Genomic DNA, 14833 nt, shown 5'->3' on the forward strand with positions numbered 1-14833 from the left:
CAAGAGACGTGCGTATCGCCATCATCATCGCCGCCGCCTGGAGCCTGACCGCTCCGGCCTTCGCCCAGACTCCGCCGCCTCCGCCGCCGGAAGGACAGGGCGGCAAGGATGAGGGCCAGCTGGTGGTCGACGTCACCGGCGGCCAGCGCGCCGCTCTGCCGATCGCCGTGCCCTACATGCCGACGCCGCAAGCGGCGGATACCGCCGCCGGCAATACCGGAGCGCTCGGCCGCCAGGTCGCGGAGATCGTCACCGCCGACCTGCGCAATTCCGGCCTGTTCACGCCGATCGGTCCGAGCGGCCTCGCGCCCGTCTCCTTCCCGCAGGTGACCGCGCCCGATTTCGGCTATTTCTCGACCACCGGGGCGCAGAACCTCGTCCAGGGCTTCGTCCAGGCCAATCCCAACGGCTCGCTCACGGTGGGCTGCTACCTCTACGACGTCGCCGCCCAGAGCGAGCTCGCCCGCCAGGGCTATGTCGTCCAGCCGCGCGACTGGCGCCGCGCCGCCCACCGCTGCGCCGATTCGGTCTATTCGCGCCTCACCGGCGAGGGCGCCTATTTCGACACGCGGATCGTCTACGTCTCCGAAACCGGCCCGGCGCGGCGGCGCATCAAGCGGCTGGCGATCATGGATTATGACGGCGCCAACCACCGCTTCCTGACCAACGGCCAGTGGACCGTGCTGACCCCGCGCTTCGCGCCGAACCAGCAGACCATCACCTTCATGACCTACCAGGACGATCGTCCCCGGGTGATGGTCTACGAGCTCGATTCGGGGCAGACTCGCCCGCTCGTCAGCCAGCCCTACATGACCTTCGCGCCGCGTTACTCGCCCGACAGCCGCTACGTGATCTTCTCGATGGCCGTGAACGGGAACACGGACATCTACCGCATCCCCGTCGCCGGCGGCACGCCGCAGCGGCTGACCAACGCGCCGGGCATCGACACCGGCGGCTCCTACTCGCCCGACGGCGGCCGGATCGTGTTCGAAAGCGATCGCGGCGGCTCGCAGCAGCTCTACGTAATGAGCGCCGACGGATCGAACCAGCGCCGGATCAGCTTCGGCGGCGGCGGCTACGCGACTCCGGTGTGGAGCCCGCGCGGCGACCTCATCGCCTTCACCAAGACCGGCGGCTTTCGGATCGGCGTGATGAACACCGACGGCGGGGCCGAGCGGATCCTGACCAGCGGGGGCGGCGAGGGCCCGACCTGGGCGCCCAACGGCCGCGCGGTGATGTTCACCCGGGGCTTGAGCAGCGGCGAGCTCTGGTATGTCGACGTCGCCAGCGGCGCGACCCGGCGCGTTCCGACTCCGCTCGGCGGATCGGATCCGGCCTGGTCGCCGCTCAGGCCCTAACAGTTTCAAGAAGCGAACGATTAGAGGAGCGAAGAATGAACAGAGCAACCAGCCTGCTGGCGATCGCCGCGGCAATGGCGCTGACGGCGGGCTGCGCCCACCGGCGCACCGCCGCGGAGCTTCCGCCGGAGCCGCCGAGCTCGGGCACCGCGGAGGGCGACCTCGGCGAGCAGAGCGGCAACGTCACCGGCGCCGCAATCCCCGGATCGCGCGCGGACTTCCTGCAAAGCGTGCCCGCGGACCGCGTGTTCTTCGAGCTCGATTCCTATTCGCTCGACGGCGAGGATCGAGCGACGCTCGACGCTCAGGCCGCCTGGCTGCAGCGCAATTCGGGCGTCCACGTCACGATCGAGGGCCATGCCGACGAGCGCGGCACCCGCGAATATAATCTCGCGCTCGGCGACCGCCGCGCCAATGCCGCGCGCGACTATCTCCAGTCGCGCGGAATCGCGCCGACCCGGATGCAGGTGATCAGCTGGGGCAAGGAGCGCCCGGCCAACCCGGCCTCGAACGAGCAGGCCTGGGCCGAGAACCGGCGCGCGGTGACGGTCGTGCCGGAATAGGCTAGCTGCGCGGCCGCTCCGGCGGCCTCAGCCAGCGCGAATCGGCCATGAACGCCTCGTCGAGCAACCGGGCGAGGCGCAGGCCGCCGCGAGCGATCTGCCGGCGGACGACGGGGACGAGGCGGCGGGTGGTCTCTTCGGTCACCACAGGCCGCTCCGTCGGTATCGGCCCGCAAGGATCGGGGAGCACCGTCGCGTAGGCGAAATCGTGGGCCGCCTGCCAGCTCTCGCGCGCCCAATCGGTCACCGTGCCGGCGCGCATCGCCGCCATGTCGGCCTCGCCGAGCGCGGAAAGAATGCCGCGCGGGCCGCCCGGCGGCTCGGAAATGCCGCGGTCGGCCAGATAGCCGTCCCAGATCGTATGGAGGTTGGTGCGGCCCGCGATGAGGCCGTAATTCGCGCCGAACCGATTGCCGCCGAGGTCGCCGCGGTCGCCGGTATGCAGCGGCTGGTGCAGATCGCCCATCAGGTGGACGACGAAGATCAAAGCGAACAGCCGCTCGCGCATCGGAAGCTGGCGATTGGCGAGCAGCCGCATGTTGCGCTCGATCTGCGCCGAGACGCAATTGCCGTCGCGGCAGGCCGAGGCTTGGTCGAATGGCCGGCAGACGTCGACATTCTGATAATGCCAGGTCGCCGCGTAGCTGAAGCGGTCGCCGAGCGTCTTGATGCAGTCGGGCCAGACGCTCGCCTGCTCGATCGTCCGCGCCGGGCAGGTCGGCGTGTCGAGCAGCCGCGCCTGCCGAAGCAACCGGCCGATGTCCGCCCGGGTGCGCGGGCTCGCCTTCAGATAGGCGATCGTCGCCACGCCCTCATGGCCATATTCCCACCAGGCGAGCGAAGGCGAGGGCGCGAGCGCCAGGACGAGGGCGAGGAGAAGCCGGCGGATCATTCCGGATCGTCGCCGTAGATGGCGACCGCGCGGCGTTCCGGCGACGCCATGCCGCGATACATTCCGGGCGTATTGTAGGCGAAGATGCCGTCGCCGGCCGGCGTGACGACGATGACCCCGCCCGAGCCGCCGAGCGCCGCGACCTCGGCCATCACCGAGTCTGCCGCAGCCCGGGCGCTCTCTCCGGCGAGGCGGATTCGCGCCGAAATCTCATGAGCGACGCCGACCCGGATGAAATATTCCCCGGCGCCGGTCGAAGAGACCGCGCAGCCGCGCTCGTCGGCGAAGCAGCCGGCGCCGATGATCGGCGAATCGCCGATCCGGCCCCAGCGCTTGCCGGTGAGCCCGCCGGTCGAGGTCGCGGCCGCGACGTGGCCGCTCCGGTCGCGCGCGACCGCGCCGACCGTTCCGTATTTGAGGTGCACGTCGAAATGCTCGGATTTCGGGCGGGCGCGAAGCTCGTCGAGCTGGCGGCGGCGCTCGGCGGTCTCGAAATAGGCGGCGGACGCCTGCTCGAGCCCGTGATCGAGCGAGAAGCGGTCGGCGCCCTCGCGCCCGAGGAAGACGTGCGGGCTCTCTTCCATCACCGCGCGGGCGAGGCTGATCGGGTTCTTGGTCGCCGTGACTCCGGAGACGGCGCCGGCGCGCCGGTCCTTCCCCTCCATGATCGCCGCGTCCATCTCGATCCGCCCCTCGTAGGTGAAGACCGAGCCCCGGCCCGAGTTGAAATGGGGGTCGTCCTCGAGCACGCGGACGCTCGCCTCCACGGCGTCGAGCGCTCCGCCGCCGTCCTCGAGGATCGCGCTGCCGGCGTCGAGCGCCCGGCCCAGCGCGGCGCGGATCGCCGAATCCTCCTCCGCCGAGATGCGCCCCCGCTCGATCACGCCGGCCCCGCCGTGGATCACCAGGCGCCAGGTTCCGTCTTGAGCAATGCCGGACATCGCGACGCCATAGCAGATCGTCCCCGCCCCGCCAGTGCGCGGCACCGTAACGATTTCGCTTGCCCGCACCGAATCATATAATTATGATATCATCATTCTTGGAGGAGAATGACATGTCCACCAATGCAGATTCGGCCGCGGCAGCGCTCAGCCACACGCACGAGCGCCCGGCCGCGACGCAGAGCGGCTTCGCCATGCTGCTGCTCCTGCTCGTCCTGTTCGTCGCCGTTTTCTTCGATCTCGGCTGGCTGGTGAGCAGCGCCGACAAGGGCGGGACGGATCCGGCTTTGCCCGCTTTCCTGCTGGCGCTGATCGCGATCGCCTTCCTGTTCGTGCTGTGCGGCTTCTACCTGCTCCAGCCGAACCAGGCGGCGGCCATCCTCCTGTTCGGGGACTATCGCGGTACCGACCGCAAGGCCGGCCTTCGCTGGCGCCTGCCCTGGCTGTCGCGGACCAAGATCTCGACCCGAATCCACAACATCACCTCGGACAAGATCAAGGTGAACGACCTGCGCGGCAACCCGATCGAGATCGCCACCAACGTCGTCTGGCGCGTGACCGACACCGCCCAGGCCCTGTTCGACGTCGCCAATTATATGGAGTTCGTCGAGATCCAGATCGAAAGCGCGGTGCGCGCGATCGCCGGCAAATATCCCTACGACGATCTGGAGCATAAGGAGGTGACTCTGCGCGCCGATGCCGAGGTGGTCAGCGAGGAGCTGGAGCGCGAGCTTCAGGAGCGAGTCACCCGGGCCGGAATCACCGTCGACGAATGCCGCCTGACCCACCTCGCTTACGCTTCCGAGATCGCCCAGGCGATGCTCCGCCGTCAGCAGGCGGAGGCGGTGATCGCGGCGCGTCAGAAGATCGTCATCGGCGCCGTCTCGATGGTCGAGAACGCGCTCCAGCTGCTGTCCGAAAAGGGCGTGGTCGAGCTCGACGACGAGCGCCGGGCGGCGATGGTCTCGAACCTGATGGTCGTGCTCTGCTCCGAGCGGGACACGCAGCCGATCGTCAACACGGGCTCGCTGTACCAGTAGGAGTAGGGCGCGTGGCCCAGTCCCCGAAGAAGGCCTACCCGCTGCGCATCGAGCCGGCCCTGTGGGGCGCGCTCGAGCGCTGCGCGGCGGCCGACTTCAGGAGCGTCAACGCCCAGATCGAGGTGCTTCTGCGCGAGGCGCTCGGGCGCCGGGGCGTGAAGGTGGCGTTGCCGGCCGAGCGCAAGCGCGGGCGGCCGAAGAAGGAGAGCTGACATGAACGACGACGACGAGGCCTGGTTCGCGCCGAAGCGTTACGGCTATGGCGCCGGCCTGCCGATCGCCTGGCAGGGCTGGGCCGTGCTCATCGGCTATGTCGCGCTGGTCACCGCGGCCGGCTTTCTCATTCTCTACAGTGTGGTCGCCTTCGCCGCCGTCATCGTGGCGGCGACCGCCGCGCTTATTGCTATCTGCGCGCAGAAGACGCGCGGAGGATGGCAATGGCGCTGGGGAAGGCGGGACTAGCTGGACAAGGCCGGGGAGGCAGTCCAACCATCCGTCCGGACGGGAGGTACGGCATGCTGGACAGGCGAGGGTTCATGATCGCGGGTGCAGCGGCGGGGCTGGCGGCAACGCCGCTTTTCCGCGCCTTTGCCCAGGACGCCGGGGCAACCTTACGGCCGATGACCGGCGACGCCGTCCCCATCTCCCGCGAGGAGCACCGGCAGCGAATCGCCAGGGCCCAGCGGCTGATGGCCGATCAGGACCTCAAGGCGCTGCTGATCGAGCCCGGCTCTTCCATGACCTATTTCTGCGGCGTGCAATGGTGGCGCAGCGAGCGGCTCACCGCGCTCGTCATTCCGCGCGAGGGCGATCCCTGCGTCGTCACGCCGCATTTCGAAGAGCCTTCGGTTCGCGAGAGCCTCAAGGTCGAGGCCGAGGTGCGCACCTGGAACGAGGACGAGAATCCGTTCGAGCGGGTCGCCGGGTTCCTCCGCGACCGCCGAATCTCCGGCCGGATCGGAATCGAGGAGACGGTGCGCTTCTTCGCCTTCGACGGGCTCGGGCCCGTCATGTCGGACATCGAGCTCTGGGCCGGCGCGGGCGTCGTCCGCGGCTGCCGGATGATCAAGTCGGCGCACGAGCTGGCGCTGATGCAGAAGGCGGCGGACGTCACCATCGCCGCCTTCCGCCACATCCACCCGCGGATCGAGGCGGGCATGAACCCCGGCCAGATCGAGGCCCTGTACGTCGCCGCGGTGCGCGCGCTCGGCGCCAGCACCGACGGCGGCCTCGTCCTGCTCGGCGAGGCCAGCGCCTATCCCCACGGCTCGGGCCAGCCCCAGGCGGTTCGCGCCGGGGAGGTCGTGCTGCTCGATTGCGGCTGCAGCGTCCATGGCTACCAGTCGGACATCTCGCGCACCTTCGTCTTCGGCGAGCCGAATGCGGCGCAGCGCCGGGTCTGGGACCAGGTCCGCCAGGGGCAGCAGATCGCGATGGGCGCGGCGCGGATCGGCCGGCTCGCCGGAAGCGTCGACGATGCGGTGCGCGCCCAATATGAACGCTGGGGCTACGGGCCGGGCTACCGGCTCCCCGGCACCCCGCACCGAACCGGCCACGGAATCGGCATGGACGGGCACGAGCCGGTCAACCTCGTCCACGGCGAGACCACGCCGCTCGCCGCCGGCATGTGCTTTTCCAACGAGCCGGGAATCTACCTTCCCGGGCAGTTCGGGATCCGCCTCGAAGATTGCTTCCACATGACGCCGGAAGGCCCGCGCTGGTTCACGACTCCGCCGCGCTCGATCGACGATCCGTTCGGCTGACCCGACAATAACCGAAATGGATTTACTTTCGGCGTTAAATAAACTCGTTACGCCGCCGAGTCGCGCCATAGAAAAGATCATGATCGGCTGTTAGTCCTTGCTCCAAATCGAGCGAGGGAGTCCAACATGACCATCATCAACGGCACTGCGGGCGACGACATTCTGAACGGCGGAAGCGCGGCCGACCAGATCTTCGGCTTCGCCGGCAACGACATCCTCAACGGCAATGGCGGCAACGACCAGCTCGACGGCGGGACCGGCGCCGATACGATGAGCGGCGGCACCGGCAACGACATCTATTTCGTCGACGACATCGGCGATATCGTGAACGAATCGGCGGGCCAGGGGACCGATCAGGTCCGCACCACGCTCGCCGCCTATGCGCTCGGCGCCGAGGTCGAGAAGCTCCGCTTCATGGGCGTCGGCAGCTTCACCGGAACGGGCAACGCTCTCAACAACGAAATCCTCGGCGGCGCCTCGGCCGACGTCCTCACCGGCGGCGACGGCTACGATTATCTGGTGGGCCTCGGCGGCGACGACAGCCTCTACGGCGGCGCGGACGGCGACACGCTCGACGGCGGCACCGGCGCCGATTATCTCGAGGGCAATGGAGGCGACGACGTCTATCTCGTCGACAATGTCGGCGACAGCGTCGTCGAAGCCGCCGGCGAGGGCCTCGACACCGTCTATTCCAGCCTCGCCAGCTACACGCTGGGAGCGAATGTCGAGGATCTCTATTTCAACGGCGCCAGCGGCAGCTTCACCGGCACTGGCAACACGCTCGACAACGAGATCGTCGGCGGCAGCGGCAACGATATCCTGAGCGGCCTCGACGGCAATGACGAGCTGGTCGGCGGCACCGGCGGCGACACGCTGGACGGCGGCAACGGCGACGATTTGCTGACCGGATCGAGCGGGACCGACACGATGACCGGCGGCTCGGGCGCCGACACGTTCGACTGGAACACCTCGTTCGAATCGGGCCTCGGCGCCAGCGCCGACCGGATCGTCGATTTCACCCAGGGCATGGACCTGATCGACCTCGGCGGCGCCGACGCGGACATCACCACCTCCGGCAACCAGGCCTTCGCCTTCATCGGCAACGCCGCCTTCTCCAACACCGCCGGGGAGCTGCGCACGTTCGACGACGGCACCGACACTTGGATCCAAGCCGACATCAACGGCGACGGCAACGCCGATTTCGAGATCGTGCTGACCGGGGTGGTGCCGCTCGTGGCGACCGACTTCGTGCTCTGAGGCTTCGTACGCAATAGGCTTGCCCGGATTGGCGAGCAATTCAGAGTCATCCCGGCGAAGGGGCACCCCGCAAAGTAGTACTTTGCGGGGACCCCGAAGGCCGGGACCCATGAACACGGCCGGGTGAGGAGAGGTGAAGGCTTGCCAGCCTCTTTCTGCGCGCCCTGAGTGCATGGGTCCCGGCCTTCGCCGGGATGACTCCCCTTTATCGCAACGGTGAAGCGACTTCCAATTAAGTACGGACCCCAGCTTTGATCTCGGCCCCGCCAGCGCCTATATCCGCGCCATGTCCGTAAGGCCCTGGAGAGATATTGAGCGGCGCGAGTCGCGGCAGATCATGGTCGGCGCCGTGCCGGTCGGCGGCGACGCGCCCGTCACCGTGCAGACGATGACCAACACGGTCACCGCCGACGTCAAGGGCACGATCGACCAGATCCGCCGCTGCGAGGAGGCCGGGGCCGATATCGTCCGGGTCTCCTGCCCGGATGCCGAGAGCACCGCGGCGCTTAGGGCAATCGTCCGCGCCGCGCGGGTGCCGATCGTCGCCGACATCCATTTTCACTACAAGCGCGCGCTCGAAGCGGCAGATGCGGGCGCCGCGTGCCTGAGGATCAATCCCGGCAATATCGGCTCGGCCGAGCGGGTGCGCGAGGTGGTCAATGCCGCCAAGGCCAACGGCTGCTCGATGCGCATCGGCGTCAATGCCGGGAGCCTCGAGCGCGACCTGCTCGAAAAATATGGCGAGCCCTGCCCCGAGGCTCTGGTCGAGAGCGCGCTCGACCATATCCGGATCCTCGAGGACCACGATTTCCGCGAATACAAGGTGGCGGTGAAGGCCAGCGACGTGTTCCTCGCGGTCGCCGCCTACCAGCAGCTCGCCGGCGCGGTCGATTGCCCCCTGCACCTCGGAATCACCGAGGCCGGGGGCCTTCGCGGCGGAACGGTGAAGAGCGCGATCGGCATCGGCTCACTGCTCTGGGCCGGGATCGGCGACACGATCCGGGTCTCGCTCTCGGCCGAGCCGGAGGAGGAGGTCCGAGCGGGCTTCGAGATCCTCAAGAGCCTCGGAATCCGCAACCGCGGCGTGCGGGTCGTCTCCTGCCCGTCCTGCGCGCGCCAAGGCTTCGACGTGATCCGAACGGTGGAAAAGCTGGAGGAGCGGCTCGGCCATATCCGAACGCCGATGTCGCTCTCCGTGCTCGGCTGCGTCGTCAACGGGCCAGGCGAGGCGCGCGAGACCGACATCGGAATCACCGGCGGCGGCAACGGGAAGCACATGGTCTATTTGTCGGGCCTCACCGATCACCACGTCCAGGACGCGGAGATGATCGACCATATCGTCGCTTTGGTCGAGGCTAAGGCGGCCGAGATCGAGGCCGCCAATCCCGAAGCTGCGCGCGCCGCGGAATAGCCGTTCCGCAATCTAAGCCGGTTCGAGGAACCCGTTGTGCACCGCCCCGTCGAGAGGGCCGTCGCCATTGGTGTCGACGAAGGACCAATCGCCCTGCCGCCGGATCTCCGTGAGGAGGGTGCCGAGCGCGAGCAGGCGCAGTTGCGGGAATTCGACGCCCGGACCGCTGCGCAGGCGAAGACCGTCGCGCGCGATCACTCGAAACCGCGGCAGGCCGGCGTGCCCGGTCCCGCCGGAAGCGGCGTTGCCGGCCGCGCTGAACTGGCCGAAGTCCTTCATGCCCGGGTTGACGATGTCGGGATCGACGCCGACTCCGCACAGCGTGTCGGGCATCAATTGCAGCATGTTCCAGCGATTCGATGCGCGGAACTGCGGCGTCTCCCGAAAGCCCCGCGACTGCGAAAGCCAGGTGAAATCGGCAAGGCCCTTGTCGAGGATCGTTCGGCACGTCAGGCCGGATCCGTAGACGCCGATTCGGTAGGATGGGAGCGCCGCGCCGTTGGCCATTTCGGCGCGGACGGCTTCGAAATAGGGCACGACAAACCGGGTGAGGTCTGCGCTCGATATGTCGAAATCGACCGCGAAATAGATGCCGCTTCCTGCCGGCTGGCCGAGATCATGGCCGTATTTGCGGCAATGCGCCGCATCGAGCGTCCCGTTCTTCGCCCCATATTCGGCGGGATCGCGGCCGCCGCGCTGGTGAACGATGCACAGGGAAAGACCCGAGGCAAGGACGGCATTGAATTCTTCCGTCCGGATGACCTTTCGAGTCATGTCGCGGTTGTAATAGCGGATGACGGTGTTGATTCCGTTTGCCTTGAAGCAACTCAGCGCCTTGGTCACGTTGACGCTCGCGTCGACCACATGCTCCATGCCGCGCCTCCCCTTGCTGGAAAATCACCGACGAGTCGGTCGCCGCATCTTCCGGGATCGCGGGTATATTGGCAATGCCGCAAGACGGTCGGCGATCCGGAAGATCCCGGCCCTCAGAAGTAGATGTCGACATAGTCCGTCAGCCCGTCGCACTCCTCCATCTGCTGAAGGCGCCAGTAGCGGCGGCGGCCGACGACCCGGAATTCGTAGATCCCGTCGCGCACGCATTCGCGGCCCCGATCGGGCGTATCGGTGATGACGATTCGGCCGTGGAAGGTCAGGCTGTCGCGGCCGATGCCCGACACGTCGCCGTCGATGGTCAGCCGTCCGCCGTTGCCGGCCTGGGAGCCCGCGAGGTGGACCCGCCCGCCCCGCTCCGTGACGGTCAGGCGGCCGCGCCGTTCCCACCCGATCCATTGCAGCGTGATGCCGCTATTGCCGCGCAGCCTGGCGAGGGCGGCCGGATCCTCGATATTGGTGGGCAGGACGGACGCGGAAACCTCGGGCGCGAGGAGCAAGGCGAGGAACAGGAACGTCATTGCCGGTCTCCCAACGAATTCGCTTCGCACTGGCCCGGTTTTAGGCGAGTGGGCGGGCAGGTCCAGAGCGGGAAGCCACGTTGAGCGCTGCGCAGAAATCCTCCGTTCCCGTCGCCTTCGCGGTGGCCACCGTCGCAATCGCCCTGTTCTCGGGGATGGACGCGCTGATGAAGCATCTCGCGCTCGCGCTCGGGACCTACAACGCGCTGCTGTGGCGGACGATGGCCGGCGCGGTCTTCGGCGGATTGGTCTTCCTGGCGACTCGAACGCCCTGGCCCGCGCGCGCAGTGCTTCGACTCCATCTCATCCGCGGATCGCTTTCGGTGGTCATGGCGCTGACCTTCTTCTGGGGCCTCGCGCGGGTTCCGCTCGCCCATGGCGTGGCGCTCGCCTTCGTCGCCCCGCTGATCGCCCTGTTTCTTGCCGCCCTGATCCTCAAGGAGAAGATCGAGCGCCGCGCGATCTATGCCTCGATGCTCGGCTTCGCCGGAGTGGTCGTCATCCTCGCGGCCCAGGCCGAGGCGGCGCTGGGGCCGGAGGCGCTTCAGGGCTCGCTCTCGATCCTCTGCTCCGCGGGCCTTTATGCCTACAACATCATCCTGATGCGCCAGCAGGCGCAGGTCGCCCGCCCGATCGAGATCGCCTTCTTCATGAGCCTGATCATGACCAGCGGCTTCATGCTCGCGGCGCCCTTACTCGCGGAAATCCCGCCGGCGAGCGAGTTGCCGGCGATCGGAGGCGCCGCGGCGCTGGCCTTCGCCTCGCTGATCCTGCTCTCCTGGGCCTATGCCCGGGCCGAGGCGCAATATCTCGCACCGGTCGAATATACCGCCTTCATCTGGGCGGCGACCTTCGGCGTGCTGATCTTCGCCGAGCCGGTGCGGCCATTGACGGTGTTCGGAGCGGCGATGATCGTCGTCGCCTGCCTGATCGCCGCGCGGCGCAGCCGGGCGACCGATCCGGCGACGGGGGTCTAGCTGACATCAGCCTCTCAATCCCTCCCCCTGAGGGGGAGGGTAGGGTGGGGGGTTTACGGAGTTCCTGATTATGCGCGGACGCCGGATCCCCTCACCCCGACCCTCTCCCCATGGGAGAGGGAGTTAGTCGTACCGACTGTCGATACAGTCTATCCCCCCAGCACGTTGATCGTGAAGGCGAGGATTCCGAGGTTGAAGACGAAGGCGCCCAGGCAGTGCATGGTCACGACGTCGCGCACCCGCTGCGAGCTGATCGCCACGTCGGAGGTCTGGAAGGTCATTCCCAGGGTGAAGGCGAAATAGGCGTAATCGAGGTAGCGCGCCGGCTCAGTCGCCGGCGGGAAATCGATCCCGCCCTCGGTGACGTCGAGATGGGCGTAATGGAGCGCGTAGACCGTGTTGGCGAACAGCCAGGCGGTGAGCAGCGTGCCGACGATCAGCAGCTTGGTCTTGAAGCCTATCCCTTCGGCCCCCGCGGTCTCCGCCGCCACGGCGGCAAGGATGGCCGCGAGCACGGCGAGGGTGATCGCCAGAAGCATCGCCCGGTTGGCATCGTTGGCCGCCGCATGGGCGCGGATCGTCTCGGTATCGCCCGTCCTGAGCAGCGGCAGGCAGGAGGCGAGGAAGAGGCCGGCGGCAAGGTCGAAGCCGAGCATCAGGCCCTTGGCCGCCGCCTGCCGGAGCGGGTCGTCGACCAGGTCGCCCAGCGCGACCGCGGCGAGCGGCGCGGCGACGAGCAGCACCAGCACGAAGAGGATGAACCTGGCCGGAGCAATCCGGTTGCCGATCGTCTTTGCCATGTCGTTACGGTAGCGCGGCCGCTCCGCCCCCGCTAATCCTTTCGCATGGCGTGGCTTCTCCTCATCATAGGCGGCTGCTTCGAGGTCGGCTTCACCACTTCGCTGCGCTTCGTCGACGGCTTCCGGAACCTGCCCTGGACGCTCGCCTTCCTCGTCTCGGTGGCGATCTCGATGGGGCTGCTCGAATATGCGGCGCGGACGATCCCGATGGGGACGGCCTATGCGGTGTGGGGCGGGATCGGAGCGCTCGGAACGGTGATCGTCGGCATCTGGTTCTTCGGCGAGCCGGCGACGACGGTGCGCGTGATGCTGATCTTCGCGCTGGTCGCCTGCATCGCCGGGCTGAGGCTCACCGTTTGAGCGTGGACGAGGGCCTCTACGCCTGGGTGGAGGAGGCGCTGGAGCCGATGGGGCCCGTCACCATGCGCAGAATGATGGGCGCTGCCGTGCTCTATCTCGACGGCGTAATCTTCGCGGTGCTCGACGAGAGCGAAATCTGGTTCAAGTCGGATGGCGAGACAGACGCGGTCTGGGACGGCGAAGGTTGCGGCCGCTTCACCTTCAGGGCCAAGGACGGCCGGACCGAGACGATGAACTATCGCAGCGCCCCGAGCGACGTCTATGACGACGCGGAGGCGATGCGGCGCTGGGCGAGCCTCGGCCGCGAGGCCGGAACCCGCGCCGCCTCGACCCGAAAGAAGCGCTAGCCTCGAAACCGATCAGCCTGAATCGTTCCCCGGCGAAAGGGCCCCCATCAAAGTCGTACTTTGATGGGACCTCCAGGAGCCGGAGGCTTTTCGCAAGGCCGTCGCGTCCGGGCCCGGCGAGCGCCGGGCCTGGGCCCCGGCCTTCGCCTGGGAACAGCATGTGCAGCCCGATCGGATTCCGCGCTAGGGCCGGTGCGGCCGCAAATGCGGGGCGATCTCCGGGCTCTCCTCGATCGACGGCAGGAATCTCGGCTCGACGATGCGATGCGAGGCCTGCTCATAGGCATAGCCGAGCGAGAGGATCCGCGCGTCGTCCCATTTGGCGCCGATGAAGGACAGGCCGACGGGAAGGCCGCGGACCTGGCCCATCGGGACGGTCAGGTGCGGATAGCCGGCGACAGCGGCGAGGGCGCCCGCTCCGCCGCCCGAAATCTGGTCGCCGTTGACCGCGTCGATCGGCCATGCCGGCGGCATGGTCGGGCCGACGAGGGCAACGAGGTTATGCTCGCGCAACACCCGGTCGATCCCCTCCGCCCCGGTGAGGCGAAGGCTGGTCGCCCGGGCGGTCCGGTAGGCCTCGTCGAGGCCCGCGGTCGCCTCGGCCTGCTCGAACAGCTCCTGGCCGAACAGCGACAGCTCCTCCTCCGCATGGGCGCGGTTGAAGACGATCAGATCGGCGAGCGTTCGGCTGCGAACGGCCGGCGCGGTGGTGGCGAGATAGGCGTTCAAATCGGCCTTGAGCTCGGCCATCAGGACGACGAGCTCGTTGCGGCCGATCTCCTGGCGACCGGGAAATTCGGCGATGTCGACGAGCACCGCGCCCTGCGCGCGAAGCACGGCCAGAGCCTCGTCGAGGGCGGCGTTGGTGCCGAAGCCCGAGGCGAAGCGCATCACCCCGATCCGGGCGCCGCGCAGCGAATGGGCGTCGAGGGCGGCGGCGTAATCGGTCCGCCGGGCGTCGGCCTCGACGGTTGCCGGGTCGGCCGGGTCGCTTCCGGCGATCGCGCTCAGCACCAGCGCGGCGTCGCGCACATAGCGGGTCATCGGCCCCGGCGTGTCCTGGCTGTGGCTGATCGGAACGACCCGGCTGCGGCTGACCAGGCCCACGGTCGGCTTGAAGCCGACGATGCCGTTGATCGCCGACGGGCAGGTGATCGATCCGTCGGTCTCGGTGCCGATCGCCGCCGGCACCATTCCCGCGGCCACCGCGGCGCCGCTGCCGGAGGAGGAGCCGCAGGGATTGCGATTGAGCGCGTGCGGGTTGCGAGTCTGGCCGCCGACCGCGCTCCAGCCGGAGATCGAGTTGTTGGAGCGGATGTTGGCCCATTCCGAAAGGTTGGTCTTGCCAAGGATCACCGCCCCCGCCGCGCGCAGCCGGGCGACCAAAGGCGCGTCGCGGTCGGTGACGTTGCCGGCGAGCGCGAGGCTTCCGGCGGTGGTCGGAAGCGGCCCCAGAGTCTCGATATTGTCCTTGATCAGGATCGGCATTCCGAACAGCGGCCCGCGCGCGCGCCGGTTGCGGTCGAGCGCGCGCGCCTGATCGAGCGCCGTCGGATCGACAGCCAGCACCGCGTTGACGCGGGGGTTGAGTTGCTCGATCCGGCGCAACGCCTCGCGGGTCTGAGTCTCGGCGCTGTCCGGTTGCTGACCTGAAGACATGGTCGAGACTCCGGCCAGCAGGGCAGCGGCCAACAAAAAGATGCGCGGCATAA

17 protein-coding genes are annotated in these 14833 nt (G+C 68.2%); 11 read left to right on the top strand and 6 right to left on the bottom strand.

What is annotated here, in order from left to right:
• The first annotated feature begins 8 nt into the window (after window positions 1–8).
• Together tolB and pal are read left to right on the top strand one after the other, a co-directional pair.
• Window positions 9–1358, top strand: a complete 1350-nt coding sequence (tolB, locus tag E6G92_12975) for a Tol-Pal system protein TolB (protein TMJ20602.1) — start codon at window positions 9–11, stop codon at window positions 1356–1358.
• 35 nt (window positions 1359–1393) lie between these two features.
• Entirely contained in the window at window positions 1394–1921 is a 528-nt protein-coding gene (gene pal, locus E6G92_12980; protein ID TMJ20603.1) for a peptidoglycan-associated lipoprotein Pal, read from the top strand.
• A 1-nt stretch (window position 1922) separates the two neighbouring features.
• Here pal and E6G92_12985 read toward each other — a convergent pair whose 3' ends face one another.
• Window positions 1923–2810, bottom strand: coding sequence for a S1/P1 nuclease (locus E6G92_12985; GenBank protein ID TMJ20831.1), 888 nt, complete (start codon window positions 2808–2810; stop codon window positions 1923–1925).
• Window positions 2810–3754, bottom strand: coding sequence for an isoaspartyl peptidase/L-asparaginase (locus E6G92_12990; protein ID TMJ20832.1), 945 nt, complete (start codon window positions 3752–3754; stop codon window positions 2810–2812). Before E6G92_12990 ends, E6G92_12985 begins: the two co-directional genes overlap by 1 nt.
• Before the next feature lie 113 nt (window positions 3755–3867).
• Here E6G92_12990 and E6G92_12995 point away from each other — a divergent pair, with 113 nt between their 5' ends.
• From E6G92_12995 to ispG, 6 genes are all read left to right on the top strand, one after another.
• Window positions 3868–4794 carry an SPFH domain-containing protein gene (locus E6G92_12995; GenBank protein TMJ20604.1) on the top strand — a complete coding sequence of 309 codons (927 nt, stop codon included), beginning with the start codon at window positions 3868–3870 and terminating at the stop codon, window positions 4792–4794.
• An 11-nt stretch (window positions 4795–4805) separates the two neighbouring features.
• Complete coding sequence (locus tag E6G92_13000) at window positions 4806–5006, top strand: toxin-antitoxin system HicB family antitoxin (GenBank protein TMJ20605.1); 201 nt, start codon at window positions 4806–4808, stop codon at window positions 5004–5006.
• Window position 5007: 1 nt separating this feature from the next.
• A complete protein-coding gene (locus tag E6G92_13005) occupies window positions 5008–5256 on the top strand; it encodes a hypothetical protein (protein TMJ20606.1) in 249 nt (82 codons plus the stop codon).
• A gap of 53 nt (window positions 5257–5309) precedes the next feature.
• Window positions 5310–6557, top strand: a complete 1248-nt coding sequence (locus tag E6G92_13010) for an aminopeptidase P family protein (GenBank protein ID TMJ20607.1) — start codon at window positions 5310–5312, stop codon at window positions 6555–6557.
• A gap of 126 nt (window positions 6558–6683) precedes the next feature.
• Entirely contained in the window at window positions 6684–7814 is a 1131-nt protein-coding gene (locus tag E6G92_13015; GenBank protein TMJ20608.1) for a calcium-binding protein, read from the top strand.
• Window positions 7815–8100: 286 nt separating this feature from the next.
• The gene (gene ispG, locus E6G92_13020) at window positions 8101–9225 is read left to right on the top strand and encodes a flavodoxin-dependent (E)-4-hydroxy-3-methylbut-2-enyl-diphosphate synthase (GenBank protein ID TMJ20609.1); all 1125 of its coding nucleotides are present in this window, start codon (window positions 8101–8103) and stop codon (window positions 9223–9225) included.
• Window positions 9226–9237: 12 nt separating this feature from the next.
• On the opposite strand, the gene E6G92_13025 is transcribed toward ispG, so the two are convergent.
• Together E6G92_13025 and E6G92_13030 are read right to left on the bottom strand one after the other, a co-directional pair.
• Window positions 9238–10098: a DUF1906 domain-containing protein gene (locus E6G92_13025; protein ID TMJ20610.1), complete on the bottom strand. Its 861-nt coding sequence runs from the start codon at window positions 10096–10098 to the stop codon at window positions 9238–9240.
• Window positions 10099–10211: 113 nt separating this feature from the next.
• Window positions 10212–10637: a hypothetical protein gene (locus tag E6G92_13030; protein ID TMJ20611.1), complete on the bottom strand. Its 426-nt coding sequence runs from the start codon at window positions 10635–10637 to the stop codon at window positions 10212–10214.
• An 80-nt stretch (window positions 10638–10717) separates the two neighbouring features.
• Here E6G92_13030 and E6G92_13035 point away from each other — a divergent pair, with 80 nt between their 5' ends.
• Window positions 10718–11614, top strand: a complete 897-nt coding sequence (locus E6G92_13035) for a DMT family transporter (GenBank protein TMJ20612.1) — start codon at window positions 10718–10720, stop codon at window positions 11612–11614.
• Window positions 11615–11763: 149 nt separating this feature from the next.
• On the opposite strand, the gene E6G92_13040 is transcribed toward E6G92_13035, so the two are convergent.
• A complete protein-coding gene (locus tag E6G92_13040) occupies window positions 11764–12414 on the bottom strand; it encodes a DUF1345 domain-containing protein (GenBank protein ID TMJ20613.1) in 651 nt (216 codons plus the stop codon).
• Between the two features lie 45 nt (window positions 12415–12459).
• Between E6G92_13040 and E6G92_13045 the strand changes: the two genes are divergently transcribed.
• Together E6G92_13045 and E6G92_13050 are read left to right on the top strand one after the other, a co-directional pair.
• Complete coding sequence (locus E6G92_13045; protein ID TMJ20614.1) at window positions 12460–12774, top strand: multidrug efflux SMR transporter; 315 nt, start codon at window positions 12460–12462, stop codon at window positions 12772–12774.
• Window positions 12771–13121 carry a TfoX/Sxy family protein gene (locus tag E6G92_13050; GenBank protein TMJ20615.1) on the top strand — a complete coding sequence of 117 codons (351 nt, stop codon included), beginning with the start codon at window positions 12771–12773 and terminating at the stop codon, window positions 13119–13121. Before E6G92_13045 ends, E6G92_13050 begins: the two co-directional genes overlap by 4 nt.
• A gap of 183 nt (window positions 13122–13304) precedes the next feature.
• Here the strand turns inward: E6G92_13050 and E6G92_13055 are convergent, their stop codons facing one another.
• A complete protein-coding gene (locus E6G92_13055) occupies window positions 13305–14831 on the bottom strand; it encodes an amidase (protein ID TMJ20616.1) in 1527 nt (508 codons plus the stop codon).
• Window positions 14832–14833 lie beyond the last annotated feature (2 nt).

The organism is Alphaproteobacteria bacterium (assembly GCA_005883305.1).
Taxonomy (GTDB): Bacteria; Pseudomonadota; Alphaproteobacteria; order Sphingomonadales; family Sphingomonadaceae; genus Allosphingosinicella.